Raw genomic sequence first — 18,766 nt, forward strand, 5'->3', positions numbered from 1 at the left:
GGACGGACCAGGGCAGATCAGCTGTGGACAGTATCGACCGTGGTCGCGCCCGGCACGACCTCGATCCGGGTGAGTGCGGCCGTGATGTTGTCTGCGCCGCCCTGCTCGTTGGCCCAGCGCACGAGCTCGCCGCAGATCGCCTCCGGGGCGTCGCCCGCCACGGCCTGCGAGCGGGCCACCAGCTCGGACATCGCGGTCGCCTCGGAGCAGTAGTTCCAGAGGCCGTCGGAGCAGACGAGCACCCAGCCTGGTCCCTGCGCGCGGGTCGGCGCCGTGCGGGGCACGACGTCGTGCGCGTCGGCGCCGAGCCACCGCGTGATGGCGTGCGCCTGCGGCGACGACTCGGCCTTGGCACGCGGGACGCCGAGCGCCATGAGCTCGTTGGCGCCCGAGTCGTCCGAGCTGAGCTGGATCGGGTCGCCGTCGTCGGGCAGCCAGTAGACCCGCGAGTCACCCAACCAGCCCGCGACGACGTGCGGGCCGTCGACGACCGCGGCGACGAACGTGCACGACGGGGGGTCGTGGCGGCCGCCCATGTCGCCGACGGCGGCGGCGATCGCCTTGCTCGCGGCGTCAGCCGCCTGGACGAGCAGCGCGCTCCACGCGGAGACCCGGCCGGTGTCGCTCTCCCCGTCCACGACACCGGCGACGAGAACGTCACGGGCGGCACGCGCTGCGGCGAGGCTCGCGATGTCGGAGTCCGGGACGCTGGAGACGCCGTCGCACACGACGAGCACCCGCGTGCTTCCCGCGAGCCCGAGCGCCATCGCGTCCTCGTTCTTGGAGTGCCGGACGCCGCGGTCGCACACCCCACCCAGGGTCGCGGACGGTGCCTCTGCCCAGTGGTCCCGCTCGCTCGCCGCGGGCGTGCCGCAGTCCTGGCAGTAGCCGTCGTCGGCGATCGACCCGCCGCAGGCGCGACAGCTGCGGGCGGCGGTGGGCGTGACAGGGGCCTCGGCGACGACGACCGGTGCCGTCAGGGGGCTCCCGCACTGCTCGCAGAACTTCGAGCCGTCCTGAGCCACGGTCCCGCAGGACGGGCAGGCGAGGCTCACCACGTGGTCCACCGGCGGACCTCGTGCGCGCGGTCGACGAGGGCGATGCGTTCGTCGTGGTCCTCGGTCAGTGACGCGAGCTGTCGGAGCGCACCCTCCAGGGCGTCGCGGAGCTCGGGCTCGTGCGCCGGGATGCCGCCCACGGTGACGTTCCGGACGGGCCCCTTGGTCACGACGACGTTCAGCGCGGAGGTCAGGACGTCGACCTTGAGCTCGGCATGCTGCATCGCCGGCAGCACGACCGTCTGCACGCTCATGAGCGCCTCCGAGAGCGCCTTCACGTCACCCGTCGACTGCGCGAGCAGCCGGGCGCGCATCATCCGGGCGTCCACGTAGGAGCTGCGCGTCGAGGTGACCAGGTCGAGCGCGTGCAGGGCGCCCTGCAGGTCGCCGCGCGCGCTGCGGATGCGGGCGAGCCCGAAGGCCGCCGGAGCCGTGTAGTTGGAGTCGGAGCGAGCGCAGATGACGTACAGCGACTCGGCGATCTCCGGCTCGTCGCTGCGCTCGCACGCGGTCGCCAGTGCGAGCTTCGGTGCGAGCTCGCCCGGTACCTGGCCGTACACGGCGTTGAACGACGCGCGAGCGGCGACCGGGTCGCCGTTGGCCAGCTGGGACAGCCCGCCGATCCAGGCGGCCCGCCACTCCCACGGGTCCTCGGCGAGCACCTGGGCCAGCGTGTCCGCCAGGACGTCCGGACGACCTGCCTCGATCGCGGTGCTCGCCCGGCGCAGCCGGACCTCGACGGAGTCCTCGGGCGCCTCGTCCAGCGCGCTCAGCCGCTGTGCCGGGTCGCTCACGTTCACGCCCGACAGCCAGCTCGCGGAGACGTCACCGGCGTCGACCTTGAGCGCGGGCAGCTGGTCCCACGCGAGCGGGTGGCCCGCCTCGTCGGACGCGGGTGCCTCGAAGTGCACCGACGCCGCCGAGTAGAGGGCGGGGCTGCCGGCGCCGCGGTCGGTCGCGACCACCTCGCGCAGCACCCCGAGCACCTGGGCACGGAGCTCGTCGACGCTCGCGAACCGGTCCGACGGGTCGAGCGCGCACGCCTTGGCCAGCAGCCGGTAGAACGAGTCGTACGTCTGGAACACCGGGGTGTCGGCCACCGACGGCAGCGACGCGACGAAGGTGCTGGTGTTGCCACGGAAGTCGAGGACGAGCGTCGCGAGCGTCCGGCCGATCGTGTAGATGTCGGACGCCACCGACGGGCCGACCTCGGGCACCTCGGGCGCCTGGTAGCCGACCGTCCCGAAGATCGCCGAGCTCAGGTCGTCGATGCGCCGCACCCCACCGAGGTCGATCAGCTTGACCGAGTCGCCCTGCTGGATGACGTTGTCGGGCTTGAAGTCGCAGAACAGCAGCCCGATGTCGTGCAGGTAGGCGAACGCGGGGAGGATCTCGAGGACGAACGCGAGCGCCTGGTCCACGGGCAGCGGCTTGTTCACGCCGGAGTTCGCGTCACGGCGGTCCTGCAGGATCTGCTTGAGGGACCGGCCGCCGACGAACTCCATGACGGTGTAGCCCGCGCCCTCGTGCATCGCGAAGTTGTAGATCTCGACGATCAGCGGGTGCTCGACCTCGGCCAGGAACTGCCTCTCGGAGATGGCCGCCGCGTACGCGTCGGGGTCGCCCGAGTTGAGCAGGCCCTTGAGCACGACCCACCGCCCGGAGACGTTGCGGTCACGCGCCAGGTAGATCCACCCGAGCCCGCCGTGCGCGAGGCAGCCGACGACCTCGTACTGGCCGCCGACGACGTCTCCGGGCGCGAGCGCCGGCGCGAAGTCGAAGTGGTTGCCACACTGCGGGCAGAACCCGGCGCTCCGGCCCGGCACGTCGCCTCGGGTGCGTCCTACCTCGGCGCCGCACGAGGGGCAGAAACGCTTGCGCTCCGGCACCTCGGCGACCGCCATGACGGCCTGCAGCGGGTCCTGGACCGGGGCGGCAGGGACGGTCGTGAGGCCCGCACCCAGGCGCGCACCGCGCAGCCGGGTCGAGGAGGTCCCCACGCGTCGCGTCGGACGCGACCCTGTCGCGACGGTCCGCGCGGACCCGAGTGCGGCGGTCGCGAGTCGGCTCGAGCTGGTGCGTCCGGTGCGGGTCGAGCGCTCGGCCTGCTCGTCGCCCGTCGCCGCGGGGGTCGCCTGCGGCACCCCCGTGCCCAGACGGGTCGTGGCGGAGACCGGCGCAGCTCCGGCCGGCTGCGGCGATCCGCAGACGTTGCACCAGCCGTCCTCGTAGAAGCCGTCGCACCCGATCTCGGTGCAGTGGATGGCGGTCATCGCGATCCCTCCTGGGCTGCCGTGGGCAGGTCGCGGGTCAGGTACAGGTACTGCTCGACGAGGTAGCGGGCCATCGTGACGTCGCACGGCGACGCGGTGACCGCGGTGTGCGCCTCCTCGTAGCCCGAACGCACGGTGGGCGACGCGCTGCGGCCGTTCGCGTCCGCGGCGGCGTGCGCTCCGGTGAGCTTGTAGCGGAGCTCGGCGCGCTCGCGCAGGGGAGCGCTGTACGCGTCGGCCACGGCGTCGAACGCGCGCCCGACAGCAGCGAGCCGGTCGACGAAGGCGTCGAGCTCCTGGCGGGTGTCGGGAACCGCACCCAGCCGGGAGACGTCGGGGACCGCCTGCTTGGGTGGGTTCGCGATCTCGCGACGGCAGCGGTCGGCCAGCTCGTGCAGGGTCGGCTCGCGGGTCTCGAGCGCGGCGAGCGTCGCCTGCGCGTCACCTCGACCCTTCTCGAAGGTGCGGCGCTGCGAGACCTGCACGATCAGGTCGCGCTCGGTCCGCGCCGCCTCGGTCTCGAGCTCGCCGAGCGGACCGGTGACGTCCGCACCGCGCGCGGCCTGCGTGACGAGCTTCTGCTCCCGCTTGCGCAGAGCGGCAACGCGTTCGCCCGAGGCCACGTCGGTCCCCGCGAGGTCCTCGCAGCGCACGAGCCCGGCGCGCAGGCCACGGAAGCGCTCCGCCTGGTCCGCGCTGTCGGGGTCGAACGACAGCCGGGCGCGGACCTTGGCGATCATCGCGTCGCAGAGCGTGACGGCCTCCACGAGCGAGACCAGGGCGGAACCCAGCCCGGAGTCGAGCCGGCCCCAGACCAGTCGCGACATCTTCTCGCGGTCGACCACGTCGGCCCGCCCCGAGTCCCACACGACGAGGAGCTCGTCGGCGCGCGTGCGGATGGCCTGCCACATGGTCATCGCGAGCAGGACGTCGGCGGTGTACTGCTCGGTCGACGGTGAGGCCTGCGCCGCGGCGTCGAGCCGGTCCAGCTCGGTGCGACGGTGGGTCAGCCAGGCGTCCAGACCACCGAGGTACGTGAGCAGCTCGGGGGCCGGGATCGGCTCGCCGAGCCGCCCCGGGGCCTCGGGTGCGTCGGGCGCGGTCACGGGGTGCGGCCGTAGAGCGACGCCGGCGGCACGGGTGCCGGACCGAGCGCGTTCAGCCACCGGTCGTACATCGCCGCCCACGTCCCGTCCGACTTCGCCTGGTCGAGGACCGCGTTGACGAACCGCACCAGGTCGACCTGGTCGGCCGGGACGCCGACTCCGTAGGGCTCCGAGCTGAAGGCGTCGCCGACGACCTTGGCGTACGGGTCCTGCGCGGCGAACCCGGCCAGGATCGTGTCGTCGCCCGTGATGCCGTCGACCTTGCCCTCCTGGAACAGGACCAGGCAGCCGGTGTGCGTCGGTGCGCTCACCGGCGTGATGTCGGGGTAGTTGTTCGTCAGCCGGTCGAGGGTCGTGGTGCCCTCGGGTGCGCAGACGCGCTGGCCGGCGAGGTCGTCGATGCTCGTCGCGGTCGAGTCGCGCGTGACGAGCACCTTCTGCCCGGCATCGAGGTACTCGGCCGAGAACGCGATCTCCTGCCAGCGAGCGCAGTTCATGGTGAACGTGCGCGCCACGAGGTCGACCTCGTGGTTCTTGAGCACGTCGAGCCGCTGCCCGGACGTGATGACCCGGAACTGCAGCCGGTTCCGGTCGCCGTCGAACAGCGCGGCCGAGACCAGGTGCAGCACGTCGATGTCGAAGCCCTCGATCTGTCCGGACAAAGGGTTGCGCGAGCCCATGAGCAACGTGTCCGCCGAGACACCGACGATGAGCGAGCCGCGGTCCCGGATCGCCTGCATCGTGCTGCCCGCCGGGACGGTCAGGCCCGCGTCCGGGGCGTACGACGTGGTGGCGTCGTCGCACTCCACCGCGGGGGCCGCGGGCGCCGCCGTGGGTTCAGGCGTGGCGGTGACCTGCGGTTCCGGGGCGGTCGACGACGGGTCGCACCCGGACAGGACCAGGACGGCGGCAGCGAGCGCGCCCGTCAGGCCGAGCAGCGTGCGCCTCACCGGTACTCCTCCACTCGCTTCGAGATGCCGCGCCAGCTCAGCACCGCGGACACCAGGCCCGCGAGCAGGATGAGCCAGCCGACCAGGACGACCGAGCTTCCTGCACCCGTGAGCGCGTCGTGCGTCTCGGCGGCGCTGGCCTCGAGGCTCGAGGACGCGGCCGTCGAGAACTCGTCGAAGGCGGCGTTCGCCGAGCCGGGCTCGTCGCTGATCGCGAGGCTCACGGCCTCGTCCCAGTCGCCGCCGTCGTCGGCCGCGCGGATCTCGGCGTGCGCGGCGGTCCACGTGTCCAGCGACTGGACGAGCGCGTCGTCGACGCCCGAGAGCAGGTTGCGCGCCTCGGCCGTCTCGGTCTGGAAGGTCTCCTCGTACGACGCACCCGAGCCGCGCTTGATCAGCGTGAACGACTCCATCGACTTGGCGTCGTTCGCCAGGGAGTAGGCCTGCGAGACGGCGACCGTGTCGGCGTAGGGCCCGGACTGGACGTCCGACGCCTTGCGCGCGGTCGTGCCGAGCACGAAGGCGCCCGCGATGCTCGCGACGAGCGCGAGGATCGTCGCCCAGAACAGCCCCGAGTTGAGGCGTCGGTGCGTGCGCCGGGCGAGCCAGGCCTGGACGACGACGAAGACGACCAGCGCGATGAGCCCGAGCGCGAGCAGCCAGGGCGTCGTCGTCACGGCGGTGAACGACGAGTCGACGCGGTCGGCGTTGGTCTGCACCAGGGTGTCGAGCTCCGGCAGGACGTCCGAGCGCAGCACCGCCGACGCCTGGTCGAGGTACGCGGCACCGACCGGGAATCCCTGGCGGTTGTTGGCGCGGGCCTGCTCGACCAGCCCGGTGTAGGTGGTCAGCCCCGCGGTCGCCTTGCCGAGCAGCTCGGCGTCGGCCTCGTTGGACCCTGCGAGCAGGGCGAGCCCGTTGGCGGCGGACGCGATCGCCGCGTCGTACTTCGCGCGCTCCGCCGGGGGCTCCAGGCCGCCGACGAGGAACGCGTTGGTCGCGGTGGCGTCGGCGACCACGAGGTCGTTGCGGACGTCCTGGATCCCGACGAGCTGGCGGGTGTCGGCGTCGGCGCTCGCCAGGGCGCTCGACTGCGCGAGGCCGGCCCGCACACCGAGCACACCGACCGCGAGGGACGCCAGGACGGCGACGACTCCCGCGACCCGCATGCGGCCCGGCGTCCGGCTCAGGGACGACCGGTGCTTCGCAGGCGCGACGGTCCCAGCGGCCGGTGCTGGTTGAGGTGGAGCGATCGTCTGCGTCACGCGGGCTCCTCGATGTGCGTCGGCTCGTCGGCGGCTGTGACCAGGTCGGCCGGGTCCGGGGACTCCTCGTCGGGCTCCGTCACCAGGTCGACCGGGAGCAGCAGCCGAAGCTGTTCCACGGTTGGTTGCTCAACGTCCCGGAGGCGCCAGGCGTGCCGGGTGATCGCCTGGTCGAGGACGTTGCGCACGTAGCGCCCGTTGCCGAAGCCCTCGTCGCGGATCTGCAGCGAGGCGATCTCCTCGAACCGGGCGAGCGTCTCGGGCGTCGGCTCGAAGTCGGCCCTGACGGCTGACCGCTCGAAGATCTCGCGCAGCTCGGCGTCGGTGTAGTCGCTGAACTCGACCGTCGTCGAGAACCTGCTCTCGAGCCCGGGGTTGGTCGCCAGGAACTTCGCCATCGGACCGGGGTAACCCGCCACGATCACCACGAGGTCGTCGCGGTGGTCCTCCATGTCCTTGACGAGCGTGTTGACCGCTTCCGCGCCGTACTCGTCCTCGGCCAACCCGTAGGCCTCGTCCACGAAGAGGACGCCGCCGAGCGCGGTCGCGACCACCTCGGACGTCTTCACGGCGGTCTGCCCGAGGTAGCCGGCGACCAGCTCCGAGCGGTCGACCTCGACCAGGTGCCCCTTGGTCAGCAGACCGAGCGCCCGGTAGATGCCGGCGACCAGCCGCGCGACCGTTGTCTTGCCGGTGCCGGGGTTGCCCAGGAAGACCAGGTGGCGGGTGATCGTCGGCGCCGTGAGCCCCGCCTCGGTGCGCAGCCGCTCCACGCGCAGCAGCTGCGTCTGCCGACGGATCTGCGACTTGACGGCTGCCAGGCCGACGAGGGCGTCCAGCTCGGCGAGAAGCTCCTCGAGCGTGCGCTGCTCCGGGGTCCACGCGGTCGCGGCCGGGGCGGGCGTCGTAGGAACCGGCCCGGGGGTGGACTGGCGCGGCCCGGGCGTGCCCCCGCCCGGCCCGGGGGTCGGGAGGGTCGGCACCGCGCCCGGCGCCGCCGCCGACCGCTGCACGGCTGCCGTCGCCGAGGCCCTGGCGATCACGCTGATGTCGGAAGGGCCGAGCTCGCACGCGGCCGAGACGACGTCGGCGAGCGCGGCCGAGTACCCCGACGCGGCGGCGGTCCCCGCGATGCTCGCCAGCAGGTCCGTCGGCGAGGTCCGCCAGCGTCGCGCACTGGCGGCGGCCTCGAAGAACGCACCGAACGCGGCGTCGGGGGAGCCGACCGCGGCCAGCCAGGCGGCGGGCGCTCCGGTGACGGACTCGGCGACCGCGGCGGACAGTCGGGCGCCCTCGTCGCGAGCGGCCACGCCGTCGAGCCCCGCTGCGGTGCCGGCTCGCTCGAGGGCGTCGAGCGCCTCGGTCAGGTTCATGGCTGCTCCAGTCTGGGCGCGTCCGGCTGCGCGTTCGGCTGCGGGGTGTCGACGCCGGCTCCTGGCCCGAGCTCGAGCGACGATCCACCGCCGAACTTCTCGGCGAGGAACAGCCCGTGGGCCACGAGGGCGTCGGCGTCGGCGTGCGACACGGCGTCGGAGATCTTGTCGAGCGTCACGTCGAGCAGGTCGAGCTGGTCGCAGAGCACCATGAGCGAGGTCTTCCCCTTCGACACCACGCGCCGGTCCGCAAAGTCGCGGGGGAGGCGCAGGTAGCCGCCGACGGCTTCGGGCAGGTAGCTCGTCGCCGTCGCCACGACGGTGTACGCCTGCTGGCTGCCGCCACCCAGCCGGTCGAGCCGGGGCGCCATCTCCTCGACGGTGCGCACGATCGCGTGGACGCGCGCGGTCACGGCGGCGGGCACACGGCCGACGATCTGCTGCTCCACGGCGTGCGCGGACGCGACGATCTCGGCCGACGTCGGTGGTGGGGGCAGCGCGGGCAGGTCAGGCTGACGACGCCGCCCCCGGCGTCCGAACCAGCTCATGCAGCGCTCGCTCCTCGCGGGTCTGGTGACACTCAGCTCAGGCCGAGATCGAGCGAACCGCCGGCGACCTCGGTGGTGTCGGCCTTGCGGACGCGGTCGAGGTAGGTCTGGGCCTTGGTGGTCTCGGTCTGCAGCACGCCGACGGTCTGGGCCATCGAGTCGAGCGCCTTGACCTTGAAGTCGTCGATCGAGTCCATCGTCAGGTAGATGTCCGCGAACGCCTGCTGCAGCTGGGGGAGGCCGACCGTCGCGCTGGCAGCCTGCTGCTGGATGTCTGCCGACTGCTCGCGCAGCATCTTCGCGGTCGACGCGATGAGGCCGGACGTCGTCGTGTTCAGGGCCGTGATCTGGTCGAGGACCAGCTTCTGGTTGTTCAGTGCCTGGGCCACGATCACCGCGGTGCGCAGGGCCGACACGGTGGTGGTCGTCGCGCGATCGACGCCCTTGATGAGCTCGAGGTTGTTCTTGATGATGATGTCGATCGCCAGGTAGCCCTGGATGCTCACCGCGAGCTGCGTGAGCAGGTCCTGGTGCTTCTGGCGCACGTAGAACAGCACGTCCTGCCGCAGTGTCCGGGCGCGCTCCGGGTCGGTCGTGTCGAGCTCGGCGAGCGTCGTCGAGAGCCGGCGGTCCAGCGACTCCGCGACGTAGATGTACTGGTGCAGGCGCGCCATCGTGTCCCAGAGGTGCTGCTTCTCCAGGTTGAGCGCGGCGTTGTCCTTCCGGAGCTCGTCCTGGCCGTTGTAGAGCGCGCGCACGATCGCGTCGATCTGCTTCTGCGAGCTCTCGTAGCGGCGGAAGTAGTCCGTCAGGGAGTCGCCGAACGGGATCAGCCCGAGCAGCTTCTTGCCCAGGCTGGCCTCGCTCGGGTCCAGGTCCTCGACCGTCCGACGCAGGTCGAGCAGCGACTTGCTGATCTGCGACGTGCTGGAGACGCCGCCGTCGCGCATCGCCTTGACGGGCGTCTGCAGCAGGCGGTTCGAGCTGTCTGCTGCGGCGCGGATGTCCGCGTCTCCCATGAGCCGGATGTCGTCGGCCTTGGCGGTCATCTCGGGCGACCCGGTCTGCGCGGCCATGAGGCTCGTGACGTACGCGTCGACCTTGGCGTCGAGGCCCGGCAGCGCGGCCGCGTCGATCTTCGGTGCCATCGCGGGAGCCGCGGTCGTGGACACGGGGGCAGACGGGGCGGGCGCCTCGAGCGCGAACACCGACTGCGGTGCCGGGGGCTGGAGGGGAGCTGCGTCGGTCATCGTCGTCCTTCACGTCCAGCACGGAACGAGACGAAGCGCACCAGCGTCATCGCCACGCCGCTCAATGGTCACGGGATGGTCAAGTAATACTCGTCGCCGAAAACTAGCACGGCCACCCCGAGAGCCTAGGCGTCTGACACCAGGGGGACGAGCCTCTCCGCTCAGGGTGGAACTCGGGGGTCTACCCGATGTGCGGGAGCGAACGAGGAGGGCACGCTGGAGCAACAGCGCACGACGACGCGACAACGACGAAAGAGGCGGGACGATGGGCACGATCCACGACGGCATGACCGAGCACGGGTTGGTACGGCCGCTCGACGGCAGGGTCCTCGGAGGCGTGTGCGCGGGCCTCGGGCAGCGGTTCGGCATCGACCCGTGGCCGGCGCGCCTGCTCTTCGTGCTGGTCCTGCTCGTGGTCCCCGGCAGCCAGCTCCTCATCTACCCGATCCTGTGGATCCTCATGCCGTCGCAGCGCGTGAGCTACGTCCCGCCGACGGGTCCTGCACAGGCCTCCGCGTGAGGGCGCGTCAGAAGTCGAGGGCGACCGGGTCCAGCCGCTTGAGCACGTCGCGGTCCATGGTCAGGTGGATGCCCACGATCACCCCGCCCTCGATGGTGAACATGAAGGCCGTGCGTGGGACGCCGCCCGGTGCCCACATCGCGCCGACCGCGCCGCCCAGCAGGGCGAGCTCGGCCGTCTGGGCCGCACCGTTGAAGGACGTGGCGACCTCGTGCGCACCGACGGTGTCCGTCAGGAACCCGAACTTGGCGACGGTCGGGTCGACGCGCAGCGAGACGTTCGGGTCGAGCGTGGCCAGGAGCGCCTCGAAGTCCCCGCCGCGCGCAGCCGTGAGGAACGCGTCCACCACCTCGCGCTGTCGGACCAGGTCCGTCTCGGCCGCGGCCGGCGCGCCCTGCACCCGTCGCCGGGCCCGGCTCGCGAGCTGACGCGTGGCCTCGGGCGTCCGGCCGACCATCGGGGCGATCTCGTCGAACGGGACGGCGAACATGTCGTGCAGGACGAAGGCCAGGCGCTCCGCGGGGCTGAGGTGCTCGAGCACGACGAGCATCGCGAGCCCGACGGAGTCCGCGAGGACGGCTTCCTGCTCCGGGTCGGCGGCCTGCTCGTCGACGCGCGCCACTGTGGCGTCCCACGGGTCCTCGCGCCGCGACGTGCGCGTGCGGAGCCGGTCCAGGCAGATCCGCGCGACCACGGTCGTGAGCCAGCCGGGCAGGTTGTCCACGCCGTCGGCGTCGGCCCGTTCCAGCCGGAGCCAGGCGTCCTGAACGGCGTCGTCGGCCTCGGCGTTCGACCCCAGCATCCGGTAGGCCACGGCGGTGAGCCGTCCACGGTTCTCCTCGAACCGGCGGGCCAGGTACTCGTCGTCGCTCATCGCTCGCATCCTCTCGCTATTTCACCCTCCTGACGTAGCGGCGACGCACGATGTGACCGTTGACCGCCTGATGGCGCGGTCCTACGGTCGAAGGAGCCGGCCAGCCGATGGTCGTCTGGCCCGCGCTGGAGGCCGTCATGCTCTCCGCCCACCCCGCGATCCCCGTCCTGGCAGTGACGGACGTCGAGCGGGCACGCGCGTTCTACGAAGGGACGCTGGGCTTCACCGCACGGGACGAAGAGGTCCCCGAAGGTGTCCTGTACAGCACCTCGAACGGCGGGTTCCTCGTCTATCCGTCGAGCTACGCAGGCACGAACAAGGCGACGGGGATCTCCTTCCAGATCCCCGGCGACGCGTTCGACGCCGAGATCTCCGCCCTACGTTCGGCCGGCGTCGAGCTGCAGACGTTCGACGTGCCCGACGGCGAGTGGGTCGACGGGGTGCTCACGTCCGACTCGATGCGGGCCGCATGGTTCGCCGACCCGGACGGGAACGTCCTCAACGTGGAGACCAGCTGACCTCAGTCCTCGATCATCGTCCCGTCGGGAGCGATGACGTACCAGACACCGTTGGCATCCTGACCGTTCACGTCGCCGGGCGCCGTGTCCTTGGCGAACGTGTAGATCGGCATGCCGTTGATCGTGATCTGCTTGCCGCCGTCGGCCGCCGGGATGGTGCCGACGGTCCCGGTCACGCCGTCGACGGTCGGGGTGTCCGACGCGGACGTGATCGCGGGCCACGCCGTCGCGCAGTCACCCGAGCACGCGCTCGCGCCCGAGTCCTTGGTGTCCTTGGTGAAGTAGTAGGCGGTCATGCCCTTGCCGTCCACGACGATCGTGCCGAGGGACGTCTCGGCTGTGGACAGGTCGGCGGCCTCCGACATGTCGTCGGCGGCAGGGCTGGACTCCTCCGCGCTCGACGCCTCCGACGTGGCGCCGCTCGACCCCGTGTCGTCGTCGGAGCTCCCGCACGCGCCGAGCGCGCCGACAGCCAGCAGAAGTGTGATCGGGAGCAGGATGGGCTTGCGCACGATGGTTCTCCTCGTTCGGGCGACCGGTGCGAGGACCGGCTACCCAGGACCACGAGGCGGAGGCGGGTGAGGTTCACCGTCGGTTGAACCTCGTGCGTCCCGGTCTCGTTCACCGGGTAGGACGCCGGAAGGAGGACCAGTGGGCGACGAGCCGGACGCGCTGATGCGCGCTCTGCACCAGGCGTACGCGCGCCCGCTGCAGTCGTACGTCGTGCGGCTCACCGGTGACCACGCGCTCGCTCAGGACGTCGTCCAGGAGGCCATGGTCCGCGCCTGGAAGCACCCGGAGGTGCTGGCGCGCGAGCAGGACGCGACCCGCGCGTGGCTGTACACGGTGGTGCGCAACCTGGTCATCGACGACAGGCGGAGCGCCCGCCACACGCGTGAGCGCACGGTCGACGAGACACCGGACCGCGAGCAGCCCGACGAGTCGCAGGCGGTCCTGGACGCGTGGCTCGTCTCGGACGCCCTCGCGCAGCTGTCCGCCGAGCACCGGGCCGTCGTCGTCGGCTCCTACTACGGCGGCAGGACCGTGGCCGAGCTCGCGCACGAGCACCAGATCCCCGAGGGCACGGTGAAGTCCCGCCTGCACTACGGGCTGCGCGCCCTGCGGCTCGCACTGCAGGAGAGAGGAGTGTCGTCATGATCGGCCGCGACACCGACGACGACCCGTTCCGCGACTGGGACGCCGCCTACGTGCTCGGTGCCCTGAGCCCCGTGGACCGCCGCGAGTACGAGGAGCACCTGCGCACGTGCGACGCGTGCAGGGCCGCGGTCGCCGAGCTGGCCGGCATGCCCGGGCTGCTGCGCATGGTCCCGGCGCAGGAGGCGCTGAGCGGTGTCGACGACTTCGCGGGTGGCGAGGTCGTCCAGCTCGCGGCCCTGGCTCACTCCGCGCGCCGCGTCCGACGTCGCCGGATCGTCGCCCTCGTGGGTGCGGCCGCCGTGCTGCTCACGGTCGGAGGCCTGGCGGGTGCGTACCTCGCGCAGCCGACGACCGTGACGCCGACGGCGGTCCAGACACCGAACCAGACCACCGACCTCGTCCTCGAGCCGGTCGGCGACGTCGCCGTGTCCGCGGACCTGACGCTCGAGAAGAAGGGCTGGGGCACGCGCATCGACTGGGAGTGCACCTACCCGGTGGACGCCTGGCCGGACGGCGACGGCCCGACGTACGAGCTCGTGCTCGTCGACGACGCGGGGGAGCGGACGGTCGTCGCGACCTGGCTGGCGCGCAACGCCGGCGCACGCGGGCTCGGGGCGTCGTCGAGCATGCTCACCGAGGACATCCGCAGCGTCGAGATCCGCGTGGTCGGGGCCGACACTCCTCTCGCGAGCGCCCGCACCTAGGCGAGGTCGACGGTCGCGCGCCCCGAGACCTGGATCGTGACCGCGGCGCGGTCGCCGAGCAGCTCGCGGGCGGCCGGCGGCACGGGCACCCGGACGACCCAGTGACCCGGCGTCGCGTCCTCGTCCTGCAGGGGCGGGTTGACGGCCGGGTCGGGGGCCCAGTCGCGGATCGCCGTACCGATCGCGGAGTTCCACACCGCCCAGGCCTGCGGCGTCGTGCCGTGCTCGAACGCGATGTCCACGACGAGCACGTCGGCCCAGTCGGCGGTGGCCTCGAGGTGGTCCAGGAAGCTGAGCAGGCCGCCCTTCTTGCGCAGCGAGACGAGCCGCAGCTGGAGCACGTGCCGCATCGTCGGCGAACGTTGCCCGGTCGCCTGGTCCGTGGGCCTAGCCACCGTGGTCGACAGGTAGGTGCGCAGCAGGGGGATCGGGGTGCTCGCGTCGTCCTCACGGACCGGACGCTCGATCTGGATCGGGCACAGGTGCGCAGCGCTCTGCTCGTGGAGGACCACCGGGAGCCCGCGGATCGAGAGCGACGCCTCGAGCTGCCAGTCGGTGTCGTCGTCCGCCGTCCCCGGGAGCCGGAAGTCCGTGAGCTCGGCCCGCACCTCGACGTCCCCGAAGAGGAACCGGCGCAGGTTCTGGTAGCCCTCCTCGGAGTTCACGATGCCGAACCGTCCCGAGTGGCTCCGGTGCACGAGCGCACGAGGTGTGCCCTTCACGTACGCGTTGTCGATCTGCACGAGACCGTCGCTGCGTGCCCCGACGGCGCGCGACGACAGGCCCAACGCGACGGGGTAGTCGGCCGCGTTGGTGCCGACGAGGCAGAAGAAGCGCTCCTTGGGGAAGCCGTCGTCAGGCATCTCGGTCGCCTCGAACGGGTCACGCCGGCGGGTCCCCGACCACGTCAGGTACTCCCGCATCCGCTCCGGCCCGAAGATGTCCGCCCCCGCCAGCCCGGTGAGGTCGCGCAGCTTCTCGAGGGCACCGAAGCCGACCGCGAACTCGATCCCGCCGTGCGGTGTCGCGTACGTGAACACGCGGTCGACGAACGCCCGGGCGGCGTCCGGGCGCCCGCCGGCGTCCGGGTCGTCCGGGATGGTGCGCTGGATCATCGACCGGACGATGAGCCCGCCCATCGAGTGTGCGACGAGGAACACGCGTGGCGCGCCCGTCTTCGCGCGCACGAGCTTGACCAGCGCGAACAGGCTCTCTGCGGCACGCTCCAGGCTGAACGCGTTGGGATCCTTGGTGAGGTTCGGCGAGAACTCGTCGTAGAACCGGTGCACCCAGATCGACGCCGACGGGATCGTGCCGACCTCACGCTCCGTCAGGTACGACAGCTGGTTGCCCTGCACGAGCAGCTGGTACTCCTGGTCGATCATCAGGCGCAGCAGCGGGCTCTCGAACTGGTGGAACACAGGTCGGTCGCCACCGTCGACGCGAACCTGCACGGAACCCACGTTGAACCCGTAGAACGGGTCGTCGGTCGCCTCGCTGATCCCCGACGGCCCGCCGGCGAACCCTCGGACGTAGATGACTGGCAGCTTGCCGTCGTTCGCGTACGCCATCGTCGCTCCTCCTCGTGCGGCAGCAGAGGTCCTGCGGCCCGCAGGTCACCTGTGCAGGTGGGACCGCCAGTCGTCGGGCACGCGCCCGCTCGGACCCGGCACGGTCTGCTCGACCGGCCGGTGCTCCGGCGCGGCCAGAGCCGGACCATCGGTGTAGTCGTCGGCCGCGAAGTCCCAGAACCAGTCCTCGCCCGGCTCGAACGTCCGCATGACCGGGTGGCCGGTCTGGCGGAAGTGGGCCGTGGCGTGCTGCGACGGAGAAGTGTCGCAGCAGCCGACGTGCCCGCACGTCGCGCAGCGACGCAGGTGGAACCACCACCCGTCGGTCGCGTCGCACTCGAGGCAGCCGGTGCCGCTCGGGGGTGCGCTCGGATCGATGGTCGAGTTGACGCTCATACGGTGGGCCCCTCGGTCGCCGTGTAGGGAAGTCGGACGCGGAACCGGGTGTCCCCGGGCTCCGACGTGACGCTGAGGTCGCCGTGGTGCTTACCGACGACGATCCGCCACGAGATGTCGAGCCCGAGCCCCGTGCCGGAGCCGACGGGCTTCGTGGTGAAGAACGGCTCGAAGATCCGGCCGACGACCTCGTCGGGGATGCCCGGCCCGGTGTCCGCCACCTCGACCTCGAGCCAGTCGTCCACCTGCCGGGTGGTGATCGTCAGCGTGCCGTCGCCACCCATGGCTTGTGCCGCGTTGTCGATGATGTTGGTCCACACCTGGTTGAGCTCGGCGCCGTACACGTGGATCGGCGGCAGCTCGCGGTCGTACGCGCGCACGACCGTGATCCCGTCGAGCTTGCGGTCGAGCATCGTCAACGTGCTGTCGAGCAGCTCGTGGACGTCGACGACCTGGTCGGGGGCACGACCGATCTGCGAGTACTGCTTGGCGGCGCCGACCAGCGCGGAGATGCGTGTCGTGGCGTCCTCGACCTCCGACATGAGCGACTCGGTCTCGAGCGTGTACGCCAGCCAGCGCACCGCGCCCTCCAGCACCTCGTCGCCCACGTACGTCGCGACGTGGTCCAGCCACGCGGTGCCGAGCCCCGCGGTCACGAAGCTCTCCGCGAGCTCCCAGCCGCCGCTGATGCCGTGGTCGTCCATCCAGTCGCCGACGGCGTCCTCGAGGTCGGAGACCTCCATCGCGGTGGGCGTCCTGCCGGACGCGCGGGTCGTGGCGTACGCGGCAACCGCCTTCTCCTGGAGGTGGATGATCTGGGCCAGCTGCGAGCGGTCGTACGGACCCTCCGCGATGAGCGTGAGCTTGTGGCGCATGCCCGCGACGCGCTCGCGCAGCGTGGCGGTCGCCCGCGTCGCTGCCGCCGCCGGGTTGTTGAGCTCGTGCGTGAGACCGGCGGACAGCGACCCCAGCGCCTGGAGCCGCTCGCGCTGGCCGATGACCTGCTGCGAGCTCTGCTGCCCGAAGAACAGGCCCTCGAGCAGGTGCACGGCCATCGGGAACCAGTCGTTCATGAAGCTCGCGAAGTCCGCGGCGGCGAGCACGTAGTACCGCGACGGCTCGAGGACCCGCAGCGACTGCGAGTACGTCTGCGGCACGCGGTCCCCGAGGTAGGAGCCCCAGGCCCCCGCGTATACGCCGACCTGGCTCGTGCGGGAGATCTCGATGTCGTCCGCGCCGACGCGGCGGTACATCGCGAGCGACCCCTCCAGGAGCACGTAGAAGTCGGTCGCCGGGTCGCCCTCGCGGTACAGGACGCCCGGGTCGATGTGCTCGACGTGGCCGCGACCGCACAGCCAGAGGAGCTGCTCGGTGCTGAGCCGCTCGAACAGGAAGAGCGTCCGCAGCTCGTCGATGTCGCACGCGAGGTGCTTGCGGGTCGTCGTCGCCGGTTCGTCGATGGTGGTCACAGCTGCTCCAGATAACGGTGGACGAGCATCACGGCCATGGCACCCTCGCCGACGGCGCTGGCGACACGCTTGGCGGACTCGGCGCGCACGTCGCCCGCCGCGAAGACCCCCGGGACGCTCGTCTCGAGGTGGTACGGGGGACGGTCGAGCGGCCACGACTCGGGCGTCTGCCCGTCGACGAGGAGGTCGTGGCCGGCGCAGACGAAGCCGTGCTGGTCCCGGTCGACCACCCCGTCCAACCAGCTGGTGAGCGGGGCGGCGCCGATGAACACGAAGAGCCAGCCCGTCGAGACGGTCTCCTTCTCGCCCGTGGCGACGTCGCGCAGCACGAGCTGCTCGAGGTGGTCGTCGCCGACCGCCTCGACGACCTCGGTCTGGGTGCGCACCCGGATCCGCGGGTTCCGCTCCACCTGCTCGATCAGGTAGTGCGACATGGACTGCACCAGCGACGCCGCCCGCACGACCAGCGTGACGGACCGGGCGTGCGCGGACAGGAACATGGCCGCCTGGCCGGCGGAGTTGGCGCCGCCGACGACGTAGATGTCCTGGTCGGTGCACGCGGTCGCCTCGGTCAGCGCCGACCCGTAGTAGACGCCTCGGCCCGTGAGCGCCCCGATGCCCGGGCCGTCGAGCTCCCGGTACGCGACGCCGCTGGCCAGGATGACGGTGTGGGCGTCGAGCGTGGACCCGTCGGCGAACATCACCGACCGTGCGGCGCCCTTCACCTCGAGACCGACGGCGTCCTGGGTGAGGACGATCTCGGCTCCGAACTTGAGCGCCTGCCGCCGGGCGCGGTCCGTGAGCTGGGCCCCGGAAACCCCGTCGGGGAACCCCAGGTAGTTCTCGATCCGCGAGCTCTGGCCCGCCTGCCCACCGGTCGCGGCACGCTCGACGAGCGCGGTGCGCAGGCCCTCGGACGCCCCGTACAGAGCGGCGCTCAGCCCGGCGGGCCCACCCCCGATGACCACGAGGTCGTAGAACTGCTCCGCGGGCGTGACGGTCAGCCCGACCTCCGCGGCGAGCTCGGCGTCCGTCGGCGCGACGAGCGCCTTCGCCTCCGTCGTGATCACGAGCGGCAGGTCGAGACCGTCGGCGCCCGCAGCCTCGAGCAGACGCCGACCCTCCGGCTCGTCGGACGCGTACCAGCGGTAGGCCACCTGGTTGCGGGCGAGGAACTCACGAACCTCCGACGAGCGTGCGGACCAGCGGTGGCCGACCACCTTCGTCTCCGCGACGCCCTTGCGGGGTGACGACTTCCACGCCTTCAGCTGGGCGTCGATGACCGGGTAGAACTTCTCCTCGGGCGGGTCCCACGGCTTGAGCAGGTAGTGGTCGAGGTCGATCACGTTGACGGCGTCGATCGCGACGTCCGTGTCCGCGTACGCCGTGAGCAGGATGCGGCGGGCGGCCGGGAACAGGTCCATCGCCTGCTCGAGGAACTCGAGCCCGTTCATGTCGGGCATCCGGTGGTCCGCGAGCAGGACCGCCACCTGGTCGCCGCGCAGCTTGAGCTCACGCAGCGCGTCGAGGGCAGCGGCGCCCGACTCGGCGCGGACGACCCGGAAGTGCTCGCCGTAGTGCCGCCGCAGGTCGCGCGCCACGGACCGTGACACCACGGGGTCGTCGTCCACCGTCAGGAGGACAGGTTGGCGTTGTGGCTGGCCAGGCACGTGCTCCACGAAGCTCCCTCTCACCGGGTCGGGCATTTCGCCCACGCCTACAGTCTGTGCTCC

At 71.8% G+C, this 18,766-nt stretch carries 18 protein-coding genes; 4 read left to right on the forward strand and 14 right to left on the reverse strand.

What is annotated here, in order from left to right; genetic code table 11:
* Positions 1-17 precede the first annotated feature (17 nt).
* The 8 genes from AC1DPN_RS10290 to AC1DPN_RS10325 are packed head-to-tail and all read right to left on the reverse strand — an operon-like array spanning position 18 to position 9,823.
* A complete protein-coding gene (locus tag AC1DPN_RS10290; RefSeq protein WP_477084655.1) occupies positions 18-1,067 on the reverse strand; it encodes a PP2C family protein-serine/threonine phosphatase in 1,050 nt (349 codons plus the stop codon).
* Positions 1,052-3,331, reverse strand: coding sequence for a serine/threonine-protein kinase (locus AC1DPN_RS10295; protein ID WP_477084656.1), 2,280 nt, complete (start codon positions 3,329-3,331; stop codon positions 1,052-1,054). Before AC1DPN_RS10295 ends, AC1DPN_RS10290 begins: the two co-directional genes overlap by 16 nt.
* Positions 3,328-4,437 carry a hypothetical protein gene (locus AC1DPN_RS10300; RefSeq protein ID WP_477084657.1) on the reverse strand — a complete coding sequence of 370 codons (1,110 nt, stop codon included), beginning with the start codon at positions 4,435-4,437 and terminating at the stop codon, positions 3,328-3,330. The genes AC1DPN_RS10295 and AC1DPN_RS10300 overlap by 4 nt, the downstream gene beginning before the upstream one ends.
* Complete coding sequence (locus AC1DPN_RS10305; RefSeq protein WP_477084658.1) at positions 4,434-5,387, reverse strand: glutamate ABC transporter substrate-binding protein; 954 nt, start codon at positions 5,385-5,387, stop codon at positions 4,434-4,436. The genes AC1DPN_RS10300 and AC1DPN_RS10305 overlap by 4 nt, the downstream gene beginning before the upstream one ends.
* The gene (locus AC1DPN_RS10310) at positions 5,384-6,652 is read right to left on the reverse strand and encodes a hypothetical protein (RefSeq protein WP_477084659.1); all 1,269 of its coding nucleotides are present in this window, start codon (positions 6,650-6,652) and stop codon (positions 5,384-5,386) included. Before AC1DPN_RS10310 ends, AC1DPN_RS10305 begins: the two co-directional genes overlap by 4 nt.
* Positions 6,649-8,025, reverse strand: coding sequence for an AAA family ATPase (locus AC1DPN_RS10315; RefSeq protein WP_477084660.1), 1,377 nt, complete (start codon positions 8,023-8,025; stop codon positions 6,649-6,651). Before AC1DPN_RS10315 ends, AC1DPN_RS10310 begins: the two co-directional genes overlap by 4 nt.
* The gene (locus tag AC1DPN_RS10320) at positions 8,022-8,573 is read right to left on the reverse strand and encodes a hypothetical protein (protein ID WP_477084661.1); all 552 of its coding nucleotides are present in this window, start codon (positions 8,571-8,573) and stop codon (positions 8,022-8,024) included. Before AC1DPN_RS10320 ends, AC1DPN_RS10315 begins: the two co-directional genes overlap by 4 nt.
* A 32-nt stretch (positions 8,574-8,605) precedes the next feature.
* Entirely contained in the window at positions 8,606-9,823 is a 1,218-nt protein-coding gene (locus tag AC1DPN_RS10325) for a toxic anion resistance protein (RefSeq protein WP_477084662.1), read from the reverse strand.
* A 265-nt stretch (positions 9,824-10,088) separates the two neighbouring features.
* On the opposite strand from AC1DPN_RS10325, the gene AC1DPN_RS10330 reads away from it, so the two are divergent.
* On the forward strand, positions 10,089-10,343 hold the full coding sequence (locus AC1DPN_RS10330) for a PspC domain-containing protein (RefSeq protein WP_477084663.1): 255 nt from the start codon (positions 10,089-10,091) through the stop codon (positions 10,341-10,343).
* Between the two features lie 7 nt (positions 10,344-10,350).
* On the opposite strand, the gene AC1DPN_RS10335 is transcribed toward AC1DPN_RS10330, so the two are convergent.
* Positions 10,351-11,217: a sigma-70 family RNA polymerase sigma factor gene (locus tag AC1DPN_RS10335; protein ID WP_477084664.1), complete on the reverse strand. Its 867-nt coding sequence runs from the start codon at positions 11,215-11,217 to the stop codon at positions 10,351-10,353.
* A 107-nt stretch (positions 11,218-11,324) separates the two neighbouring features.
* Here AC1DPN_RS10335 and AC1DPN_RS10340 point away from each other — a divergent pair, with 107 nt between their 5' ends.
* The gene (locus AC1DPN_RS10340) at positions 11,325-11,735 is read left to right on the forward strand and encodes a VOC family protein (RefSeq protein ID WP_477084665.1); all 411 of its coding nucleotides are present in this window, start codon (positions 11,325-11,327) and stop codon (positions 11,733-11,735) included.
* Positions 11,736-11,737: 2 nt separating this feature from the next.
* Here the strand turns inward: AC1DPN_RS10340 and AC1DPN_RS10345 are convergent, their stop codons facing one another.
* On the reverse strand, positions 11,738-12,247 hold the full coding sequence (locus AC1DPN_RS10345) for a COG4315 family predicted lipoprotein (RefSeq protein WP_477084666.1): 510 nt from the start codon (positions 12,245-12,247) through the stop codon (positions 11,738-11,740).
* A 139-nt stretch (positions 12,248-12,386) separates the two neighbouring features.
* Between AC1DPN_RS10345 and AC1DPN_RS10350 the strand changes: the two genes are divergently transcribed.
* Together AC1DPN_RS10350 and AC1DPN_RS10355 are read left to right on the forward strand one after the other, a co-directional pair.
* The gene (locus AC1DPN_RS10350; RefSeq protein WP_477084667.1) at positions 12,387-12,893 is read left to right on the forward strand and encodes a sigma-70 family RNA polymerase sigma factor; all 507 of its coding nucleotides are present in this window, start codon (positions 12,387-12,389) and stop codon (positions 12,891-12,893) included.
* Positions 12,890-13,597 (forward strand): anti-sigma factor, encoded by a 708-nt coding sequence (locus AC1DPN_RS10355; protein WP_477084668.1) that lies wholly within the window; start codon positions 12,890-12,892, stop codon positions 13,595-13,597. The genes AC1DPN_RS10350 and AC1DPN_RS10355 overlap by 4 nt, the downstream gene beginning before the upstream one ends.
* Here the strand turns inward: AC1DPN_RS10355 and AC1DPN_RS10360 are convergent.
* The 4 genes from AC1DPN_RS10360 to AC1DPN_RS10375 are packed head-to-tail and all read right to left on the reverse strand — an operon-like array spanning position 13,594 to position 18,664.
* Positions 13,594-15,168: an esterase/lipase family protein gene (locus AC1DPN_RS10360; RefSeq protein ID WP_477084669.1), complete on the reverse strand. Its 1,575-nt coding sequence runs from the start codon at positions 15,166-15,168 to the stop codon at positions 13,594-13,596. The two genes, AC1DPN_RS10355 and AC1DPN_RS10360, sit on opposite strands and share 4 nt — an antisense overlap.
* Positions 15,169-15,213: 45 nt before the next feature.
* A complete protein-coding gene (locus AC1DPN_RS10365) occupies positions 15,214-15,564 on the reverse strand; it encodes a UBP-type zinc finger domain-containing protein (RefSeq protein ID WP_477084670.1) in 351 nt (116 codons plus the stop codon).
* Positions 15,561-17,033 (reverse strand): ATP-binding protein, encoded by a 1,473-nt coding sequence (locus AC1DPN_RS10370; protein ID WP_477084671.1) that lies wholly within the window; start codon positions 17,031-17,033, stop codon positions 15,561-15,563. The genes AC1DPN_RS10365 and AC1DPN_RS10370 overlap by 4 nt, the downstream gene beginning before the upstream one ends.
* A complete protein-coding gene (locus AC1DPN_RS10375) occupies positions 17,030-18,664 on the reverse strand; it encodes an NAD(P)/FAD-dependent oxidoreductase (protein WP_477084672.1) in 1,635 nt (544 codons plus the stop codon). Before AC1DPN_RS10375 ends, AC1DPN_RS10370 begins: the two co-directional genes overlap by 4 nt.
* Positions 18,665-18,766: the final 102 nt, after the last annotated feature.

This window comes from Cellulomonas sp. P4_H4, assembly GCF_056400865.1.

Excerpts from the sequence above, each read along its gene's own strand:
- AC1DPN_RS10295 (WP_477084656.1), bottom strand. The coding sequence starts at position 3,331 with ATGACCGCCATCCACTGCACCGAGATCGGGTGCGACGGCTTCTACGAG.
- AC1DPN_RS10315 (WP_477084660.1), bottom strand. The coding sequence starts at position 8,025 with ATGAACCTGACCGAGGCGCTCGACGCCCTCGAGCGAGCCGGCACCGCA.
- AC1DPN_RS10320 (WP_477084661.1), bottom strand. The coding sequence starts at position 8,573 with ATGAGCTGGTTCGGACGCCGGGGGCGGCGTCGTCAGCCTGACCTGCCC.
- AC1DPN_RS10325 (WP_477084662.1), bottom strand. The coding sequence starts at position 9,823 with ATGACCGACGCAGCTCCCCTCCAGCCCCCGGCACCGCAGTCGGTGTTC.
- AC1DPN_RS10330 (WP_477084663.1), top strand. The coding sequence starts at position 10,089 with ATGGGCACGATCCACGACGGCATGACCGAGCACGGGTTGGTACGGCCG.
- AC1DPN_RS10335 (WP_477084664.1), bottom strand. The coding sequence starts at position 11,217 with ATGAGCGACGACGAGTACCTGGCCCGCCGGTTCGAGGAGAACCGTGGA.
- AC1DPN_RS10340 (WP_477084665.1), top strand. The coding sequence starts at position 11,325 with ATGGTCGTCTGGCCCGCGCTGGAGGCCGTCATGCTCTCCGCCCACCCC.
- AC1DPN_RS10355 (WP_477084668.1), top strand. The coding sequence starts at position 12,890 with ATGATCGGCCGCGACACCGACGACGACCCGTTCCGCGACTGGGACGCC.
- AC1DPN_RS10360 (WP_477084669.1), bottom strand. The coding sequence starts at position 15,168 with ATGGCGTACGCGAACGACGGCAAGCTGCCAGTCATCTACGTCCGAGGG.
- AC1DPN_RS10365 (WP_477084670.1), bottom strand. The coding sequence starts at position 15,564 with ATGAGCGTCAACTCGACCATCGATCCGAGCGCACCCCCGAGCGGCACC.